Origin of the sequence: Synechococcus elongatus PCC 6301, assembly GCF_000010065.1 — a bacterium.
Taxonomy (GTDB): Bacteria; Cyanobacteriota; Cyanobacteriia; order Synechococcales; family Synechococcaceae; genus Synechococcus; species Synechococcus elongatus.
This window is the reverse complement of sequence record NC_006576.1, coordinates 2,035,935-2,050,904: the sequence shown is the minus strand read 5'-3', so window position 1 is coordinate 2,050,904 and position 14,970 is coordinate 2,035,935. Positions and strand designations below refer to the sequence as shown.

Here is a 14,970-nt window from a genome sequence, read left to right as displayed (position 1 = left end):
GAGATTCAGATCAGCGCGCCGAGCATGGCCTGGAGCTTGAGATCGACTTCAACGAGTTCCTGATCGGGTTGAGACCCCGGCACAATGCCGGCACCCGCACAGAGACGCACCCGATTCCCTTGAATCGACGCCGAGCGAATCCCGACTAAGAATTCCCCGTTTCCTTGGTCATCCACCCAGCCAACCGGTGCAGCGTAAAGCGATCGCTCAAAGGGTTCCAGCCGACGAATCGCCTGTTCGGCAGCCTGCTTGGGTAACCCCGCAACGGCTGGCGTGGGATGGAGCTGAGCCACAACATCCAGTAGAGGCAGAGCAGCGGGCAGTGGAGCGGCGATCGGGGTGTGCAGGTGTTGAATGTTCGACAGGCGACGCAGTTGGGGCCGATCGCTCAAGTGAGGCTCAAGGCCAAGTTCCTGCAGGGTTTGGCGGATAAATTGCGCCACCAGCTGATGTTCTTGCAGTTCCTTGGGGTTGGCTTGCAGCGCCTGCCCAAGGGCTTGATCAGCCGCAATGGTTTCACCCCGTGGGGCAGAACCCGCCAGCGCCTCAGTCACCAGTTGACCCGCTTCCACCGCCGCTAAGCGTTCGGGCGTTGCCCCGAGGAAAACACTGCCCCGACCATCGCCGCAGCTGAAGATGGCGCAGTCAGCAAAACGCTGCCGCAGGCGATCGAGCACGCCTTCCGGCACGATCGCAAATTCTGCGATCGCCTCTAGACAGCGCGCCAAGACGCCCTTATGGAGACGACCGGCCGCAATCTCAGCTAAGACCGTTTCTACACCGGCTCGAAAGGACTGGGGATCACTGCTCTGTTGCTCTAGCCAGCGATTGGGACGCAGCGGCGGCAGCTGAAACGGTTGCTGGGCGATCGCCCGCAGATGTTGATAGACCTGCCAGACTTCTTCCAGCCGTTGGCGATAGCTCTCGCGATCGGCGATTGCAAAACTGGCCGTCAGTACCGTGCGATCAGCTTGGCAACGCACCTGCCAACGTGGCAAAAAGACCGTCGCCGGAGCTGCTGGCGCTGTCCCTGCAACATCTTCAAAAAAACTAAAACTGCAACAGAAACTCGGCCCTAGAGTTGCACCTTCGGCCTGTAAGCGCAGCCCCTGAGCAAGACAGGCATTGATAAAGGTCTGGGCCTGCTGAAAGCGCTGGGGTCCATTCAGTTCCAGCAGGGCTGCTGGCCCTACAGCCACGATCGCCTCTTGGGTGGCGGGACGCTCTTGGTAGTAGTGGCGATCGCGACTACTACCCAACACACCCCATGCAGCCAGCGGATCAAGACGGGGTAACGGCAGCGATAGGCTCAGGAGTCGAGCCGTTGGCGTCGCCTCTAGAGCAGGACGAACCCAAGCCAGCAGCTCGCTGAATGACTGAAGAGAGGAGGCAGTTGACAGGGCAGCCATGCTGGCAAATGCGAGGCGTCAAGTAGATCGACTCTAACGAGCCCTGTTACTCGCCAAACCATTCCTCGGCTAGTCCTTAACGGAATGCAACGAAAAAACAGAGTGTCTGCTCTATTCGGCCTAGGGAAACATCGCGCCGAGCACCCGCGATCGCGCCGGCCAGAGCCTCACGACTTGGACTGTCCCAGCAAGAATGGCACCATGGGAGCAGTTTTGAGCCAGTCAACCATGTCTGAAATGCCCGATGCAGCCTGGATGGATTGGATCGCAGGGGGACTGGCGATCGTCGTTTTTGTCGGCGGTTTGGTGATGATGTTCACCGGCATTCTGACCTCCAAGAACCGCTGAGTTCCTCAGAACGAGTTGTTAGGATCGCAGGCACTACGGAAACGTCTGATCCATGACCGAAAAAATTCGGAAAAGCGAAGAAGAGTGGCGGGCCCAGCTCACCCCTGAGCAGTTTCAAGTCACTCGGAAACACGGGACTGAGCGAGCTTTCACGGGCGCCTATTGGGATACCAAAGATCCCGGCCTCTACCGGTGTATCTGTTGTGATGCGCCTCTGTTCCGGTCGGATACCAAGTTTGATTCCGGCACTGGCTGGCCGAGCTTTTGGGCGCCGGTTGATGAGTCCGCGATCACCTACAAAAAAGATTTCAGCTTCCTGATGATGCGCACTGAGATTCTTTGCGCCCGTTGCGATGCGCACTTGGGACATGTCTTTCCCGATGGCCCGAAACCTACAGGACAGCGTTATTGCCTCAATTCGGCTTCGCTGAAGTTAGACACTGAAACTCCGGCGAGTCCCAGTTCCGAAGCTTAGGATGATTGCTCGCGATCGCCTTCTGGAGGGTTTGCATGACCTCTGGAGGGCTTTTTGTTGTGCAGCTAGGACTGTAACTTCAGCAGGCTCTGCCCAATCAATACGGTGGAAGACAGCAAAGCGATCGCTAGGACTGCTATTTGGCTATAGCCGCGATCGAGCCAATGGGCCAACCGAGGTGAAACCCAATAGCCCAACATCACACCCGGAAAGAGTTGCAGCGATCGCCCCACTTCTAAGCTGCCAAATCGCCCGACACTGTGCAGTGCTGCCAGCATGACCAAGCTGGAGAGAAAGTAGAGCAGCCCCAGCGTTGCTCGCAGCGCTGGCCCTCGCTCGTGCTGATAAAACAGGGCGAGGATGGGGGCTCCGATGCCGGCCAAGGTTCCTATCAGTCCAGCCGAGATTCCTGTTAGTCCTGCTGAAAGTCGAGTAATCGGCAGACGAACCGGCGTCAGACTGATCAACACAGCCAGAACAATTAGGCCACCAAACACCAGCCCCAGTGCATCCAATGGCAGTTGCCGCAAAAGGCTAGCGGCGATCGCAATCCCGGCTGCGAGACCACCCAGCATGGCTCCTAGATGCCGATGTACCACAACCTGCCGACCTTGCCAAAACATTAGCCAAGACAGCAACAAACTCGCTGCGACGCAGGGACCCGGAACCCAATCGACTGACAGCATCGAGAGTAAGGGCACGACAATGAGGCCTGCACCTAAGCCCGAAGCTGCTTGCAATAGACTTCCGAGGGCAACAATGCCCGAGGCGAGTAGCAGTTCTAGCAATGGCGACATGGGTCTGCGATCGCAACAATTTTGAGTATCGGTGTAACCGCATCTAGCATTGAAAAAGCAGCGAAGTCAGCACCACTGAGTGCTGTAGGCAGCAATGAATTTTCGAACAAGACTTGCGATCGGCTTCAGTGGGTTGCTGATGTTGTCAAGCTTGGTGATCAGCACCGTGATTGGCCAGCGAACGGTGCGGCTGGCACAGACTGCTGCAGGGGATTCGCTGCAGGAAACGGCCTACCAGTTCTCAACCCTCCTCGACCAGAGCATGTGGTCGAGGGCTAATGAAATCGTCACCCTCTCCAGCGTTCCAGACTTGCTGAGCGATCGCAATCGTCCAGAGATTCAACGCCTCCTCGATCGCCTTAAACGGGAGCTGCCAGTCTTTACTTGGGTGGGTCTGCTCGATCGTCAAGGCAAAGTCATTGCTTCCACCGATCGCATTATCGAAGGCGTGAATATCACCAGCCGCCCTGTGTTCGCCAATGGAATCAAAGGACTGTTCATCGGTGATGTTCATGACGCCGTACTGCTTGCCAGCAAATTTCCTCGACAAGCCAACGGCGAGCCGATTCAATTTGTCGATATTTCAATTCCAATTCAAGACCGTGATGGCAAGCCCACAGGCGTGCTTGCCTCTCATCTCAGCTGGGAATGGGCCCGCGATGCCGAGTCGACGATTCTTTCACCGATCGCAGCCGATCGTCGGGTCGAATTGCTCGTTGTCGCAACGGATCGCACGATCTTGCTGGGGCCACAAGAATTTGGCAAAGGTGCGACCCTAAACATTTTGCCGAGAGTTTTGAAGGCTGGAGAGAGTCGTTGGCAGGTGCTGCGTTGGCCCGATGGCCAGGACTATATGACCGCCTATCGCGTCTCTGCGGGTTATCGCACCTACAACGGCCTGGGTTGGATTACGATCACCCGTCAACCGATCGCTGTTGCCTATGCACCAGCGCACCAACTGCAGCGCGACATCATTCTGTTCACACTGCTCAGTAGTGGGGCGGTTGTGGGAGTTGCCTGGCTTCTAGCCGATTGGTTTGCCAAGCCCTTACGACAGCTATCGTCTTGGGCAAGTCGGCTGGAGAAAGGCGATCGCAGCGATCGCGATCAGCTGCCTTGGGTTGGAGAGCTAGGCAAGATTTCGCGAATTGTGCAGCGCCTCGATGCCCAAGCTGAAGCCCAAAGCCAAGCGCGTAAACAGGCGGAGTCCTTAGCTCACCATGATGCGTTAACTGGTTTGCAGAACCGCTTAGGATTAGCAGCTTATCTGTCACAGTATCAATCTCTAGAACCTGATCAGTCACTGGTCATTTTGGCAATTGATTTAGATGGATTTAAGCCGATTAATGATACCTATGGTCATGCGATGGGCGATGTGCTGCTGAAAGCAGTAGCCGCTCGACTGCATGCCTGCATTCGGGCTAATGAGCTGGCAGCGCGTACGGGTGGTGATGAGTTTCTAGTGATTTTGCCTTGCAGTGTTGAATTGGCAGAAGCGATCGGCAAACAAGTCGGGGCGCGAATTTTGCAAGCTCTGAACTCTGTCTTTCCACTACAGGGTCAACAAATCGAGATTGGTAGCAGTATTGGTCTGGCTGTTTGGCCAGTTGATCATCCTGATTTACAAACTGTTTTCCAAGCGGCAGATACAGCCCTCTACGATGCGAAGCAACATAGCAAAGGACATTTAGTGCGCTGGACAGCAACTCTGGGTCAGCAATCAGCCTCACCCCAGAGCGATCGCTAGAAACAACAGCCAAGCCAAAATTTTGCTTTTGAATGGTCTTTTCTTCCTTAATCTGAGGAGATGATTGCTATTTAGACACTGTCTTCAGACTGAAGCTGATGGCCAAGAATTTGGAAGATTTGCTGCTGCCGAAAGAGTTGAACCAACTGATCATTCAGTTTGCGATCGCGGGCTTCCCACTCTAGAATTTGCAGCGCTTTTTCAATCGGAACGCGGCGTTTGTAGGGGCGATCGCTAGCCGTCAGCGCATCATAAACATCAGCAACCGCCATAATTTGCGCCTGCATTGGAATTTGTGCCTGTTCTAATCCGAGGGGATAGCCACTACCGTCCAAGCGCTCGTGGTGGGCATGGGCAATATGCGGCACCTGCGCTAAGGGTCCCGTCCAAGGGATCTCCTGTAAAAAAGCGAAGGTGTGCTGAACGTGTGACTCGATCGCCAAGCGCTCCTGCTGCGTGAGACTCCCCTTCGGAATCAGTAATTTCTCCACTTCTGCAGGCGCGAGCAGCGATCGCATCTGACCATCCCAGTCCATGACCTGCAGGGACGCCAGCCAGGCTAATTCCGCTTCCACCTCCGCTAAGCGATCGCGATAGGCGGGGGTTGCCAAAATTTGTGGCTGATTGAGATCCTGCAGCAGCGATCGTGCCTGTTGGAGTCGGGCGATCGTGACCTCTAGGTCAGCTAAATTGCCAAACTGCCGACACCAGATACAGTCCAGAGGATGCCCTAGCCCAGCCCGTTGCATCGCCTCCGTCAGGGTTGGAGCCAGCCAACGACGGGCTTGCTCCAGTTGCAGTTGCTGCTGCAGTAGTTGCAGTCGGTAGTTCAGCCCCTGTTGCTCAGTTGGATGCAGCTTATGCGACTTGTTGAGAATCTCCTCAGGAACCCCCACTTTGCCAAAGTCATGGAGCAGTGAGGCGTAGTGCAGCTCTTGCAGTTGGGCATTGCTGAATTGATAAGCCGCTAACGCACCGTGATCGACGGCATGCACTTGTTCAGCCAAGCGAACAGAGAGTTGCGCCACCCACTCGGAATGACCCATCGTGCAGGGATCGCGGGATTCGATGATCTTGATCGAGGCGCAGATAAAGCCCTCAAACAGATTTTCAATACTGCGCTGCAACAGGGTTCGTTCGATTGCGATCGCGGCTTGACCGGCTAGTGATCGTAAGAGTGCTTCTTCAGCCGCACTGTAGGGCTGGGTTTCTTCTGAGGCGATCGCCGCCGTCAGCTTCAGATCTGCCCGGCGTTTGCGATTGACCAGTTGGATCACCCCGATCACACTGCCGGTTTGATCGCACATCGGCAGCACTAACATCGAGCAGGTGCGGTAGTTCAACCGCTGGTCGAAGCTGGCGTTGAACTGAAACGGTTGTTGCCCGTCCAAAGCATAAACATCGGCCAGATTCAGGGTTTCGCCGGTCGCTGCCACATAGCCCGCCAAACTATGGCGATCGAGGGGTAGCGGTGGCGGGGCTTCAAGGGAACTGGGCAAGCTGTCGCTCTGGAAAATTTGGAAGCGCAGCCAAGGCTGCTGCGGATCACTGCGATCAACGAGGTACAAACTGCCACCGTCACTGCAGGTCAGATCCCGGCTACTCTGCAAAATCAAGCTCAGTAACTGATCGGGATCTCGGCAAGCAGAAAGGGCAGTGCCGATCGCGAGCAGTCGCTCCAGTAGGGTTGCTGTGGCCTTCGCCTCAGATCGATCAGGCGCGATCGCTGGTTCTACATGGTCTGCAGCAGCCACAACCAAAAACCCAATTTCGTCAGCAAGTGCAGAATTTGATCCTGCAGGAGTGTCGTGCGGTTCTCACACTTCAGCCAATCTGCGATCGCATGAATTCCCACCTCAATCATGCCCAGCAAGCCTGAGCCCGTCAGAAGTGTGACAATCCCACCATGGATCAATGTGTGAGCTGAAAGCCACCAATACCAAGGGACACTTTTTTGGAGGGGTGTGGTGGAATGACGCGATTTTTCGCGCGCCATCGTATCGGATTGCAGTCCGAAATCACCGAGAAAATGACCGGCAATCAACAGGAATAGCAGCGTTCCACCCTGAGCGATCACGTCCGATTTATCCCTTGTTGCCACGCCTGATAATCTTGCTGGACCTGACGGGCTAATTGCCCATCGCCGCCCTGCTCATCCAAGACAGCATAGGTGAACACCGGCTGCGATCGCCCAGCGGAGCTGTTGGAGGCCCAAGGGCATCACTTCAACCTGCTCTTGCACCTGCTCATAGAGCGCTTGGGAAATGATGATGTCATAGCCCAGTGTCTTGGTCAGACTTTCCAGACGGGCAGCGATATTAACCGCATCGCCAATCACGGTATATTCCAGCCGCTCGGGCGCGCCTAGATTGCCAGCGACTACTGTCCCGAAATTCAGTCCAATGCCATGAAACAAAGGTGGTAAGCCTTCAGCGACTAATTCAGCTCGCAAACGGGCGAGCGATCGCCGCATGGCGAGGGCTGCTTGAATCGCCGCCTGGGCTTCGATCACGGTGCCCCGACTGAGCGGCAGCCCAAACTCCGCCATGATCGCATCGCCAACAAATTTATCGATCAACCCCTGCGCCGCCAGAATCGGCTGGGCCATCGCCTCAAAGTAGCGATTGAGCAGCGCCACCAACACAGTCGAGTCGATTTGGCTGGACAACTGCGTAAACCCACGCAGATCCGAAAACAGGATCACTGCTTCGCAGTTATGCCCACCGAGCTGATTGGCTACCGCATCCCGCTGCGCCAGAATCGTACCCAGTAAGGCTGGCGACACCCGCAGCGCTAAGGCGCGTCGTAGCGATCGCCGTTCCCGTTGCACTTGCCAAGCGCTGTTGGCACTGTCACCGATGCCTGCCAGCAATGGCACAAGGAGCAAGGCGGTGGGCGACACCAGCCAAGTTTGCAAAAAGGCGATGAAGCAAGCCAGTAAGACTGCGCTCGTGATCCCCAACGTCCAGAGTGCTTTGCTAAGCGGACTCGGACAGCGCTGAACACCCCAGATCTGGAGCAGGGCCACAAGGATCAATAGCAGCGATAACCAAACTTGCGGAAGCGATCGCAAACCGCGTTGACTGCGGAGGGTGGCGATCGCATTGGCTTGGATCTCGACACCGGCCATGCTGTCGGCAAAGGGTGTGGCATGGCGATCGCCCAGACTGCTGGCACTGGCCCCAATCAAAACATCGCGATCGCGAAAGACAGCACCTTGCTGCAGTGGTCCCTGCCAGAGTTCTGGATCGAACAACGCCCAAAATGGCCAGCGTGGATAGGTTCCCTCAGGGCCGCTGTAGTTGATGCCTAAGGAGAGAGGCGGCGGCGCCTGTCCCAGAGCTGCACTCGCAAGGTTAGATAGAGGCGGGCGATCGCGGGCTTGTAAGATTTGCCAAGGTTGAAGCCAGTCTTGACCGGGGATCGCTTGCAGACTGCCATCTGCGCCTGCTATCAGATTGGCTAGGCCAAAGGGATGTTCATAGATGGGTTGAGCGAGGCTAGCCTGACTAAGTCCGGCACTACGATCAACCTGCTCCAGTTCTCCAGCGAGCGTCACGGACGATCCGGCTTGGGCGATCGCATCCGCAAAGCGGCGATCATCATCCGGTCCAAAGCGGGTAGGAGTGGCAAAAACAATATCGAAGATGACCCGTCGCGCCCCGGCAGCTCGCAAACGCTGGAGCGCCAAGGCGTAAATGCGGCGCGGCCAGGGCCAGTCTTGAAGATCTGCCAGAGGCGGACGTGCCTCTAACTCCGCTGCCGTGAACAGATCACCCAGTCGCAGCGAATCCTCATCGATCACCACGATTGCGATCGCGGGATCTGGGGCTTGGGGGCCTCGCAACCGAAAGGCCGCACTCAATAACACCGCATCTAGCCAGCGCCCCGGTTGGGTCAGTGGACTGATTGCCAACGGTGAGAGCAACAACCCGGCGAGGGCGATCGCACCCGCCAGTGCTGTGGGAAGCGACCAGCCTAACCGCCGAGCGATCGCCATGGGCTAAGACAGTCCCAATAGTTGGCGGCGAATTTCGGGCAGCGTTTCCATCGGCGTGGCGAAACCATTCAGCAGCAGGCTTCGTTGGAAGCGTTGCTCAGCTGCGGGACGACTCAAACGCTCTGGCGTCGGCAAGGTCGTTTGGCCGGGCCGAAGGCGAACCAATTGACCACTTGTCAGCTGTGTGGTCACACCAGAAGGTAGCTGCACCTCCACTTGTCCTTCCCAGCTCAAGATCAGAGCTTGGGTCTCTGTTTGCTCAATAAAGACCGTTGTGCCGCGAATAGCGGCTGTGGCAGTTGGCGTGCGGATTTGCAAGGGGCGATCGCGCTTTTGATTCGGCGTCAGCCAAGCAATAATCTGACCGCGATCGAGCTGGAGTTCAGGCTCAATTTTCAACAAGGCGTTGCCACCCAGTCGAAACTGCAGACCATCACTCAGTTGAATTTGGGCTTTACCGGGACTCTCGGTACGAATTTGTCCGCCTTGAATAACAACTGTCCCCTCAGAGGCCGGTTGTTCTGCTTGATTGGGTTGGCTGGCAAAGACGGGTGAGGTCGCGACTTCTTGAATTTCTGCCTGAAGCTGCTGCGTGGGCGCGCAAGCTGTGAGCACCAAACTCGCCACTGCGATCGCCCGCCACATAGGGATGACTCCATTTCAGTCCTGCCCTAAGCTGCCCCAACTTTTGGGAAACAGCAAGCTACTAGCCGAGTGATTGTCATCGCTTGCAACCCCACAGAGGCAAGATACTAGAGACGTTCTTCCGGTCTGTGGCTCCCATGTCCGAGACCCTCGTGGTCAAAATTGGCACCAGCAGTCTGACCAATCCCCACCATCCGGGCTTGGCACTCTCGACGATTGCGGGGCTGGTTGAAGTGATTTGCCAACTGCGCCGACAGGGCTACAACGTCGTTCTAGTCTCCTCGGGCGCGGTTGGGGTCGGTTGCACTCGCCTTGGGCTGCGCGATCGCCCCAGCCGTATTGCCCAACGTCAGGCGATCGCAGCGGTCGGTCAGGGTCGCTTGATGCGCACCTACGACGATCTGTTTACGACCCTCGGTCAGCCGATCGCTCAAGTTCTGCTAACGCGCGGTGATCTGGCGCAGCGGCAACGCTACATCAATGCCTATCAAACCTTTCAGGAACTATTCGAGCTGGGCGTCGTGCCAATTGTCAACGAGAATGACACGGTCGCTGTTGAAGAACTCAAGTTTGGCGACAATGACACGCTGTCGGCCTTAGTCGCCAGTCTCGTGGAAGCGCAATGGCTGTTCCTACTAACCGATGTTGATCGGCTCTACACAGCCGACCCTCGCCAGGATCCAAATGCTAAGCCGATCACAATTGTCCACGACCTCTCGGAGCTGGAATCGATTCAAGCAGGTGGACAGGGCAGTCGCTGGGGTACAGGCGGTATGGCAACGAAGTTGACTGCAGCGAAAATTGCTACCCAAGCGAGCGTTCGTACCGTGATTACCCAAGGGCGATCGCCCGAAAATCTGCTGAAAATCTTGGCGGGTGAGGCGATCGGCACTTGGTTTGAGCCGCAACCGGAAACAGTCAATGCCCGCAAACGCTGGATTGCCCACGGCCTCGTGCCAACTGGAAAACTGTTGCTGGATGCTGGTGCAGTGCAAGCGATTCAAGCAGGGGGTAAGTCGCTTTTAGCCGCTGGAATTCAAGCGATCGAAGGAGATTTTGAAGCCCAAGATGCAGTTCAGCTCTGTGATCTCAACGGCACTGAAATTGCCCGAGGATTAGTCAACTATGACAGTCACGAACTGCAGCAGATCCGTGGCTGTCAAAGTGATCAAATTGTTCAAATCCTAGGCTACGAAGGTGCAGAAACCATCGTCCATCGCGACAACTTAGTTTTAAGCTAGCTAGGCTGATTCAATGCCCACTCGTGCCAGTGAAATTCGGCGTTTGCTCGAGAGTAAACGACATCAGTTTAACCGCGCAGATGACCAGTTTCAAAGCTTGCTACAGCTCTATCGAGATGCCTTTCGACAGTTAGCAAGGCTACCTGATAGCTGGATTGATGGTCATCTCTTGGATCTGCCGCTCAGTCTTGATGGCAGTCTTTGGCGATTTCCTGAACGCTGGCCCCATCGAGAAGCCAGTCTTGATTGGGCACGATCGCAGATTCAAGGGGTCACAACCTTTGCAGTAGATGGCTCGCAGATCTATCCCAGCAAAGATTTTTCACTACCGATTGCCCTAGTTCAAATCGCTTGGTTTGAGAATCCTCACGAACTGAAGCAGCCTTACACCAAAGAGATTGCAGTCGATCTCCTGGCCCCTGCAGACTTTCAGGATCTGTCGCCCGAAAACTTTGACCGATTGGTCAATATGCGTCGTTTCCAGATGGAGACAGAACGCCTTGTTCAGTTCCTCGAGAGTCACGCAGGTCAGCCTAACTGCTGTGCTTTGTTAGATGGTTCCTTAGTGGCAACCTTTGCTGAAGCATTTGAGGCTGAAACCCAGCAAGTTTACATTGATTGTTTAGTCCGACTCCTCCGAGCGAGTGAGAACAGTCGTGTTCCCCTCATCGCTTATATCGACACTTCTTCAGCAAAAGACTTAGCTGAATTACTGCAGGATTGGTTTGAGGAATTGCCCGAGCCACGATCGCTTGTCGATGCTCAAATTGTGGCGCAGGGATTACGCTGGGGCGATCGCACACCCCTACTACGCTGTCGCAGAAGCATCCTCAAAGCCTATGCAGAACAGAGCGATCGCTTAGCCTATTGCTATCTCAAAACCCATGACGGCAACCCTGTTCGGATTGAATTGCCCTTGTGGTTAGTGGAATCGGGTCAACATGAGACAGTACTGAATTGGTTGCGCGCTGAAGTAATTGCAGGCGGCGGCTATCCCTATGCGATCGAAACTGCGGATCAAGCGGCTGTTCTTCGCAGCGACGATCGCCAATTGTTCTATCGCCTCTTGCAGGAATGGTGTGATCAAGAAGGACTGAATCTCAGCCTTTCGCGAAAGTTAGTTAGCAAGTTACGCCGTCGCTAACGGGGATGGCTGAGCGATCGCTAACAATGGTGTCGGAATCTGCTTCAGTTCTAGCGATCGCTCAAAGATTTCATCCAGCGACAGCATTTCACCCTCTTCAGTCATAAAGCGATGGTCAGCAGTTGCTCGAATGATGCGACCATCACTGAGTTCGTATTCAATCACTTCCTGTTCACCTCGTTGATGCCATTGACCAATCGGCTGACTGTAGATATAGCCATCTGGGTTACAGCAATAAACTTGGCAACGAATATTTTCTTCGACTAGTTTGCCAATTGCGATCGGGCCATATTCAACGGTCAGAACTTCTGTATCTGCCGCCAAACAATATTCGGCAAACAGCACCATCTGATCAAAGAGCTCAGCTGCAACCTTTTCTGCAACACCATTCTTCTTTGCACCTTCGACAAAGGTGCTTTGGTGTTTGACCATCTCCGACATTTTCTTCTTGCCCATCGCCCGCCGAAGCAAGTCAGCTTCTCCGAGTGTGTAGCCACCCATGTCTTGAGCAATTTTCATAATTTGTTCCTGATAAACCATGATTCCGTAGGTTTCATTCAGGATGGGCTGAAGCATCTGATCGGCATAGTCGATCGCTTCTCGGCCATGCTTCCGATTAATAAATTTAGGAATCAAACCAGCATCCAAAGGCCCCGGCCGATAGAGTGCCAGAATTGAAGAAATATCTTCGAGGTTAGATGGTTTCAAATCGCGGACAATTTGCCGCATCCCGGAAGACTCCAACTGAAATACCCCTTCCAGATCACCTTTAGCTAACAGCTGGTAGGTTTTTGGATCATCCATTGGTAGGCGATCGGGATCAATGGCTTGTCCACTCGTTTCCTGAACAAGATCGATCGCTTTTTGGATCATTGTCAGGTTTCTGAGGCCCAGAAAATCCATTTTCAAGAGGCCACAGGCTTCAATATCCTCCATGTAATACTGCGTGATCACTTGGCCATCATTATTCCGCTGGAGCGGCACAATTTCATCGAGCGGAACGGCTGAAATCACGACGCCCGCTGCATGGACGCCAAATGTTTTGTTGGTTCCCTCAATGCGCAGCGCCATATCGACCCAGTGTTTCACTCGGGCATCTTTTTCATATTTTTCTTTAAACTCTGGCGCAGGTGTTTGATCTGAAATCATCACCTTCAGTTTTGCCGGCTTACCCCGCGCTACAGGGATGAGCTTGGCCATGCGGTCGGCTTCCCCGTAGGGGATATCCAGCACGCGCGCCACATCCTTCAGCACCGCTTTGGATGTCATTCGGTTGAAGGTAATGATCTGGGCAACGCGATCTTCTCCATACTTTTTAGTCACATAGTCAATCACTTTATCCCGCTGATCAATGCAGAAGTCTGTATCAATATCCGGCATTGATTTGCGTTCTGGATTCAGGAATCTTTCGAATAGCAAGCCATGATGAACTGGATCAATATTGGTGATGCCCATACAGTAGGCAACCAGTGAGCCCGCCGCTGATCCACGACCTGGGCCCACAGGAATATTGTTGTCACGGGCAAATTTGATGTAATCCCAAACCACTAAGAAATAGGAGGCAAATCCCATTTCGTGCATCATTTTAATTTCGTATTCCAAGCGATCGCGATAAGCTTCTTCGCAGTCTTCATAGCGATCGCAATTGAGCCGCTCCGCCAGTCCCTGACGAGCAACTTCCGCCATATAGGTTTCTTCGTTGTAGCCATCGGGGACAGGGAAAGTCGGAATTTTAGGCTCGCCAAGGATGTTATAGTCCTCGATCTTGCTGGCAATCACAAGCGTATTAGCGATCGCTTTAGCAATCACATCATCTGGCAAGTGATCGCGAAATAGCTGATGCATTTCCTCAGCAGACTTGAGGTACTCTGTGCCGCTATAGCGAAGCCGTTTATCTTCGACGACAAGCTTGCCCGTTTGAATACAGAGCAGAGCATCATGGGCTTCAACATCAAAACAGGAAATAAAGTGGCTATCGTTAGTGGCAACCAGTTCAATCCCCAGTTCCTGAGCAATTCGGACAATTTCGACATTGACAATCCGATCTTCAGGTGAGCCGTGATCTTGAATTTCCAGATAGAAGTCTTCGCCAAAGCGCTCTTGATACCAAGCTGCTACCCGTCGAGCCACATCCGGACGACTTTGCAAAATTGCTTGGGGAATTTCACCCCCCAAACAGGCACTCGTAACGATTAGACCTTCACGGTATTTTTCGAGATGTTCTTTATCAATACAAGGACGTGCAAAAATTCCCCGTCCTTTAAAGCCTTGCAGATGCGAAATAGAGGTCAACTTAACCAGATTTTGATAGCCTTTCTTATTCTTGGCTAAAACAATCGGGTGATATTTGCGGACGCGAGGGTTAGGGTCATCAATCGGGCTATTGATGACATACATTTCATTGCCGATAATCGGTCGAATATTGCCCTGATTTTTGCAAACTTTGAGGAGTTCGATCGCTCCATACATCACGCCGTGATCTGTCAGAGCAATCGCGGGCATTCCCAGTTCTTTAGCTCGCGCCACCAGATCCGGTAGCTGACTCGCCCCATCCAGCAGGCTGTAGTCACTGTGCATGTGCAGGCCAACAAAAGACATGGAGGCAGTCAAACCAGAAGGGCTGTTCCAGCATCCTATCCGACTCGCCCAGTCCTGTTAGGCGATTGCCGCAGCCACTCTGGCTGAAGCTGGAACTTGTGGAATGGTCCGTAGCTGCTGCAGCACCGCTAAATCCGCCGCATCGAGGCGATCGGGAATGCCAGACCGGATTAGCTCAATAAAGGCCTCATTGGGGATCATCAGCGTCAGCACGTAGAGGCGTTGATCCTGATGGGTGTTGCGAATTTCATGCAATCCGGTTGCGGGAATCAGCAGCATGTCTCCTGCAGCAATCGCAGTTCGCTTACCATCACAGTAGGCTTCGCCTTCACCCGCAATCACATAGAAAAATTCGATCGCGCGTCCATGCAAGTTGGGAGGCGTAGATCCACCCGGATCAAAAACCTCAAAGCAAGCCACCAAGGATACTCCTGCCTGCTCAGGATCGAATAAGACTGCAAAGCGGTTGCTTCCCTGAGGACGAAGGCGGTAGACCAGCAAGCTGGCCGGCGAAGCAATTTGAGGTAGAACGCAGCAGTTGCCACTCATGTCGGGTTTAGCCTAGT

The 14,970-nt window shown here is 54.2% G+C and carries 13 protein-coding genes; 5 read left to right on the top strand and 8 right to left on the bottom strand.

Annotated elements, in window-relative coordinates; all coding sequences use genetic code 11:
- Nucleotides 1–5: 5 nt before the first annotated feature.
- Entirely contained in the window at nucleotides 6–1,409 is a 1,404-nt protein-coding gene (locus SYC_RS10145) for an isochorismate synthase (RefSeq protein WP_011244218.1), read from the bottom strand.
- A 102-nt stretch (nucleotides 1,410–1,511) separates the two neighbouring features.
- Between SYC_RS10145 and SYC_RS13870 the strand changes: the two genes are divergently transcribed.
- Together SYC_RS13870 and msrB are read left to right on the top strand one after the other, a co-directional pair.
- Nucleotides 1,512–1,757, top strand: a complete 246-nt coding sequence (locus tag SYC_RS13870; RefSeq protein ID WP_155813919.1) for a hypothetical protein — start codon at nucleotides 1,512–1,514, stop codon at nucleotides 1,755–1,757.
- Between the two features lie 52 nt (nucleotides 1,758–1,809).
- The gene (gene msrB, locus SYC_RS10140; protein ID WP_011244217.1) at nucleotides 1,810–2,232 is read left to right on the top strand and encodes a peptide-methionine (R)-S-oxide reductase MsrB; all 423 of its coding nucleotides are present in this window, start codon (nucleotides 1,810–1,812) and stop codon (nucleotides 2,230–2,232) included.
- Between the two features lie 65 nt (nucleotides 2,233–2,297).
- Here the strand turns inward: msrB and SYC_RS10135 are convergent, their stop codons facing one another.
- On the bottom strand, nucleotides 2,298–3,029 hold the full coding sequence (locus tag SYC_RS10135; RefSeq protein ID WP_011244216.1) for a TSUP family transporter: 732 nt from the start codon (nucleotides 3,027–3,029) through the stop codon (nucleotides 2,298–2,300).
- Between the two features lie 94 nt (nucleotides 3,030–3,123).
- Here SYC_RS10135 and SYC_RS10130 point away from each other — a divergent pair, with 94 nt between their 5' ends.
- Entirely contained in the window at nucleotides 3,124–4,776 is a 1,653-nt protein-coding gene (locus SYC_RS10130; protein ID WP_234701769.1) for a sensor domain-containing diguanylate cyclase, read from the top strand.
- A 71-nt stretch (nucleotides 4,777–4,847) separates the two neighbouring features.
- Here the strand turns inward: SYC_RS10130 and SYC_RS10125 are convergent, their stop codons facing one another.
- Genes SYC_RS10125 through SYC_RS10110 form a run of 4 tightly spaced genes read right to left on the bottom strand, consistent with a single transcriptional unit; the run spans nucleotide 4,848 to nucleotide 9,421 of the window.
- Nucleotides 4,848–6,530 carry an HD domain-containing phosphohydrolase gene (locus tag SYC_RS10125; protein WP_011244214.1) on the bottom strand — a complete coding sequence of 561 codons (1,683 nt, stop codon included), beginning with the start codon at nucleotides 6,528–6,530 and terminating at the stop codon, nucleotides 4,848–4,850.
- Entirely contained in the window at nucleotides 6,509–6,877 is a 369-nt protein-coding gene (locus SYC_RS10120; RefSeq protein ID WP_011244213.1) for a DUF3307 domain-containing protein, read from the bottom strand. Before SYC_RS10120 ends, SYC_RS10125 begins: the two co-directional genes overlap by 22 nt.
- A 51-nt stretch (nucleotides 6,878–6,928) precedes the next feature.
- Complete coding sequence (locus tag SYC_RS10115; protein WP_011244212.1) at nucleotides 6,929–8,776, bottom strand: CHASE2 domain-containing protein; 1,848 nt, start codon at nucleotides 8,774–8,776, stop codon at nucleotides 6,929–6,931.
- Between the two features lie 3 nt (nucleotides 8,777–8,779).
- Nucleotides 8,780–9,421, bottom strand: coding sequence for a FecR family protein (locus SYC_RS10110; RefSeq protein WP_011244211.1), 642 nt, complete (start codon nucleotides 9,419–9,421; stop codon nucleotides 8,780–8,782).
- Between the two features lie 137 nt (nucleotides 9,422–9,558).
- On the opposite strand from SYC_RS10110, the gene proB reads away from it, so the two are divergent.
- Entirely contained in the window at nucleotides 9,559–10,662 is a 1,104-nt protein-coding gene (gene proB / locus SYC_RS10105; protein ID WP_011378361.1) for a glutamate 5-kinase, read from the top strand.
- Between the two features lie 13 nt (nucleotides 10,663–10,675).
- Nucleotides 10,676–11,806, top strand: coding sequence for a DNA double-strand break repair nuclease NurA (locus tag SYC_RS10100; protein ID WP_011244209.1), 1,131 nt, complete (start codon nucleotides 10,676–10,678; stop codon nucleotides 11,804–11,806).
- On the opposite strand, the gene SYC_RS10095 is transcribed toward SYC_RS10100, so the two are convergent.
- A complete protein-coding gene (locus SYC_RS10095) occupies nucleotides 11,792–14,404 on the bottom strand; it encodes a trans-splicing intein-formed DNA polymerase III subunit alpha N-terminal partner DnaE-N (protein WP_011244208.1) in 2,613 nt (870 codons plus the stop codon). The two genes, SYC_RS10100 and SYC_RS10095, sit on opposite strands and share 15 nt — an antisense overlap.
- Before the next feature lie 57 nt (nucleotides 14,405–14,461).
- A complete protein-coding gene (locus SYC_RS10090; protein ID WP_011244207.1) occupies nucleotides 14,462–14,953 on the bottom strand; it encodes a cupin domain-containing protein in 492 nt (163 codons plus the stop codon).
- Nucleotides 14,954–14,970: the final 17 nt, after the last annotated feature.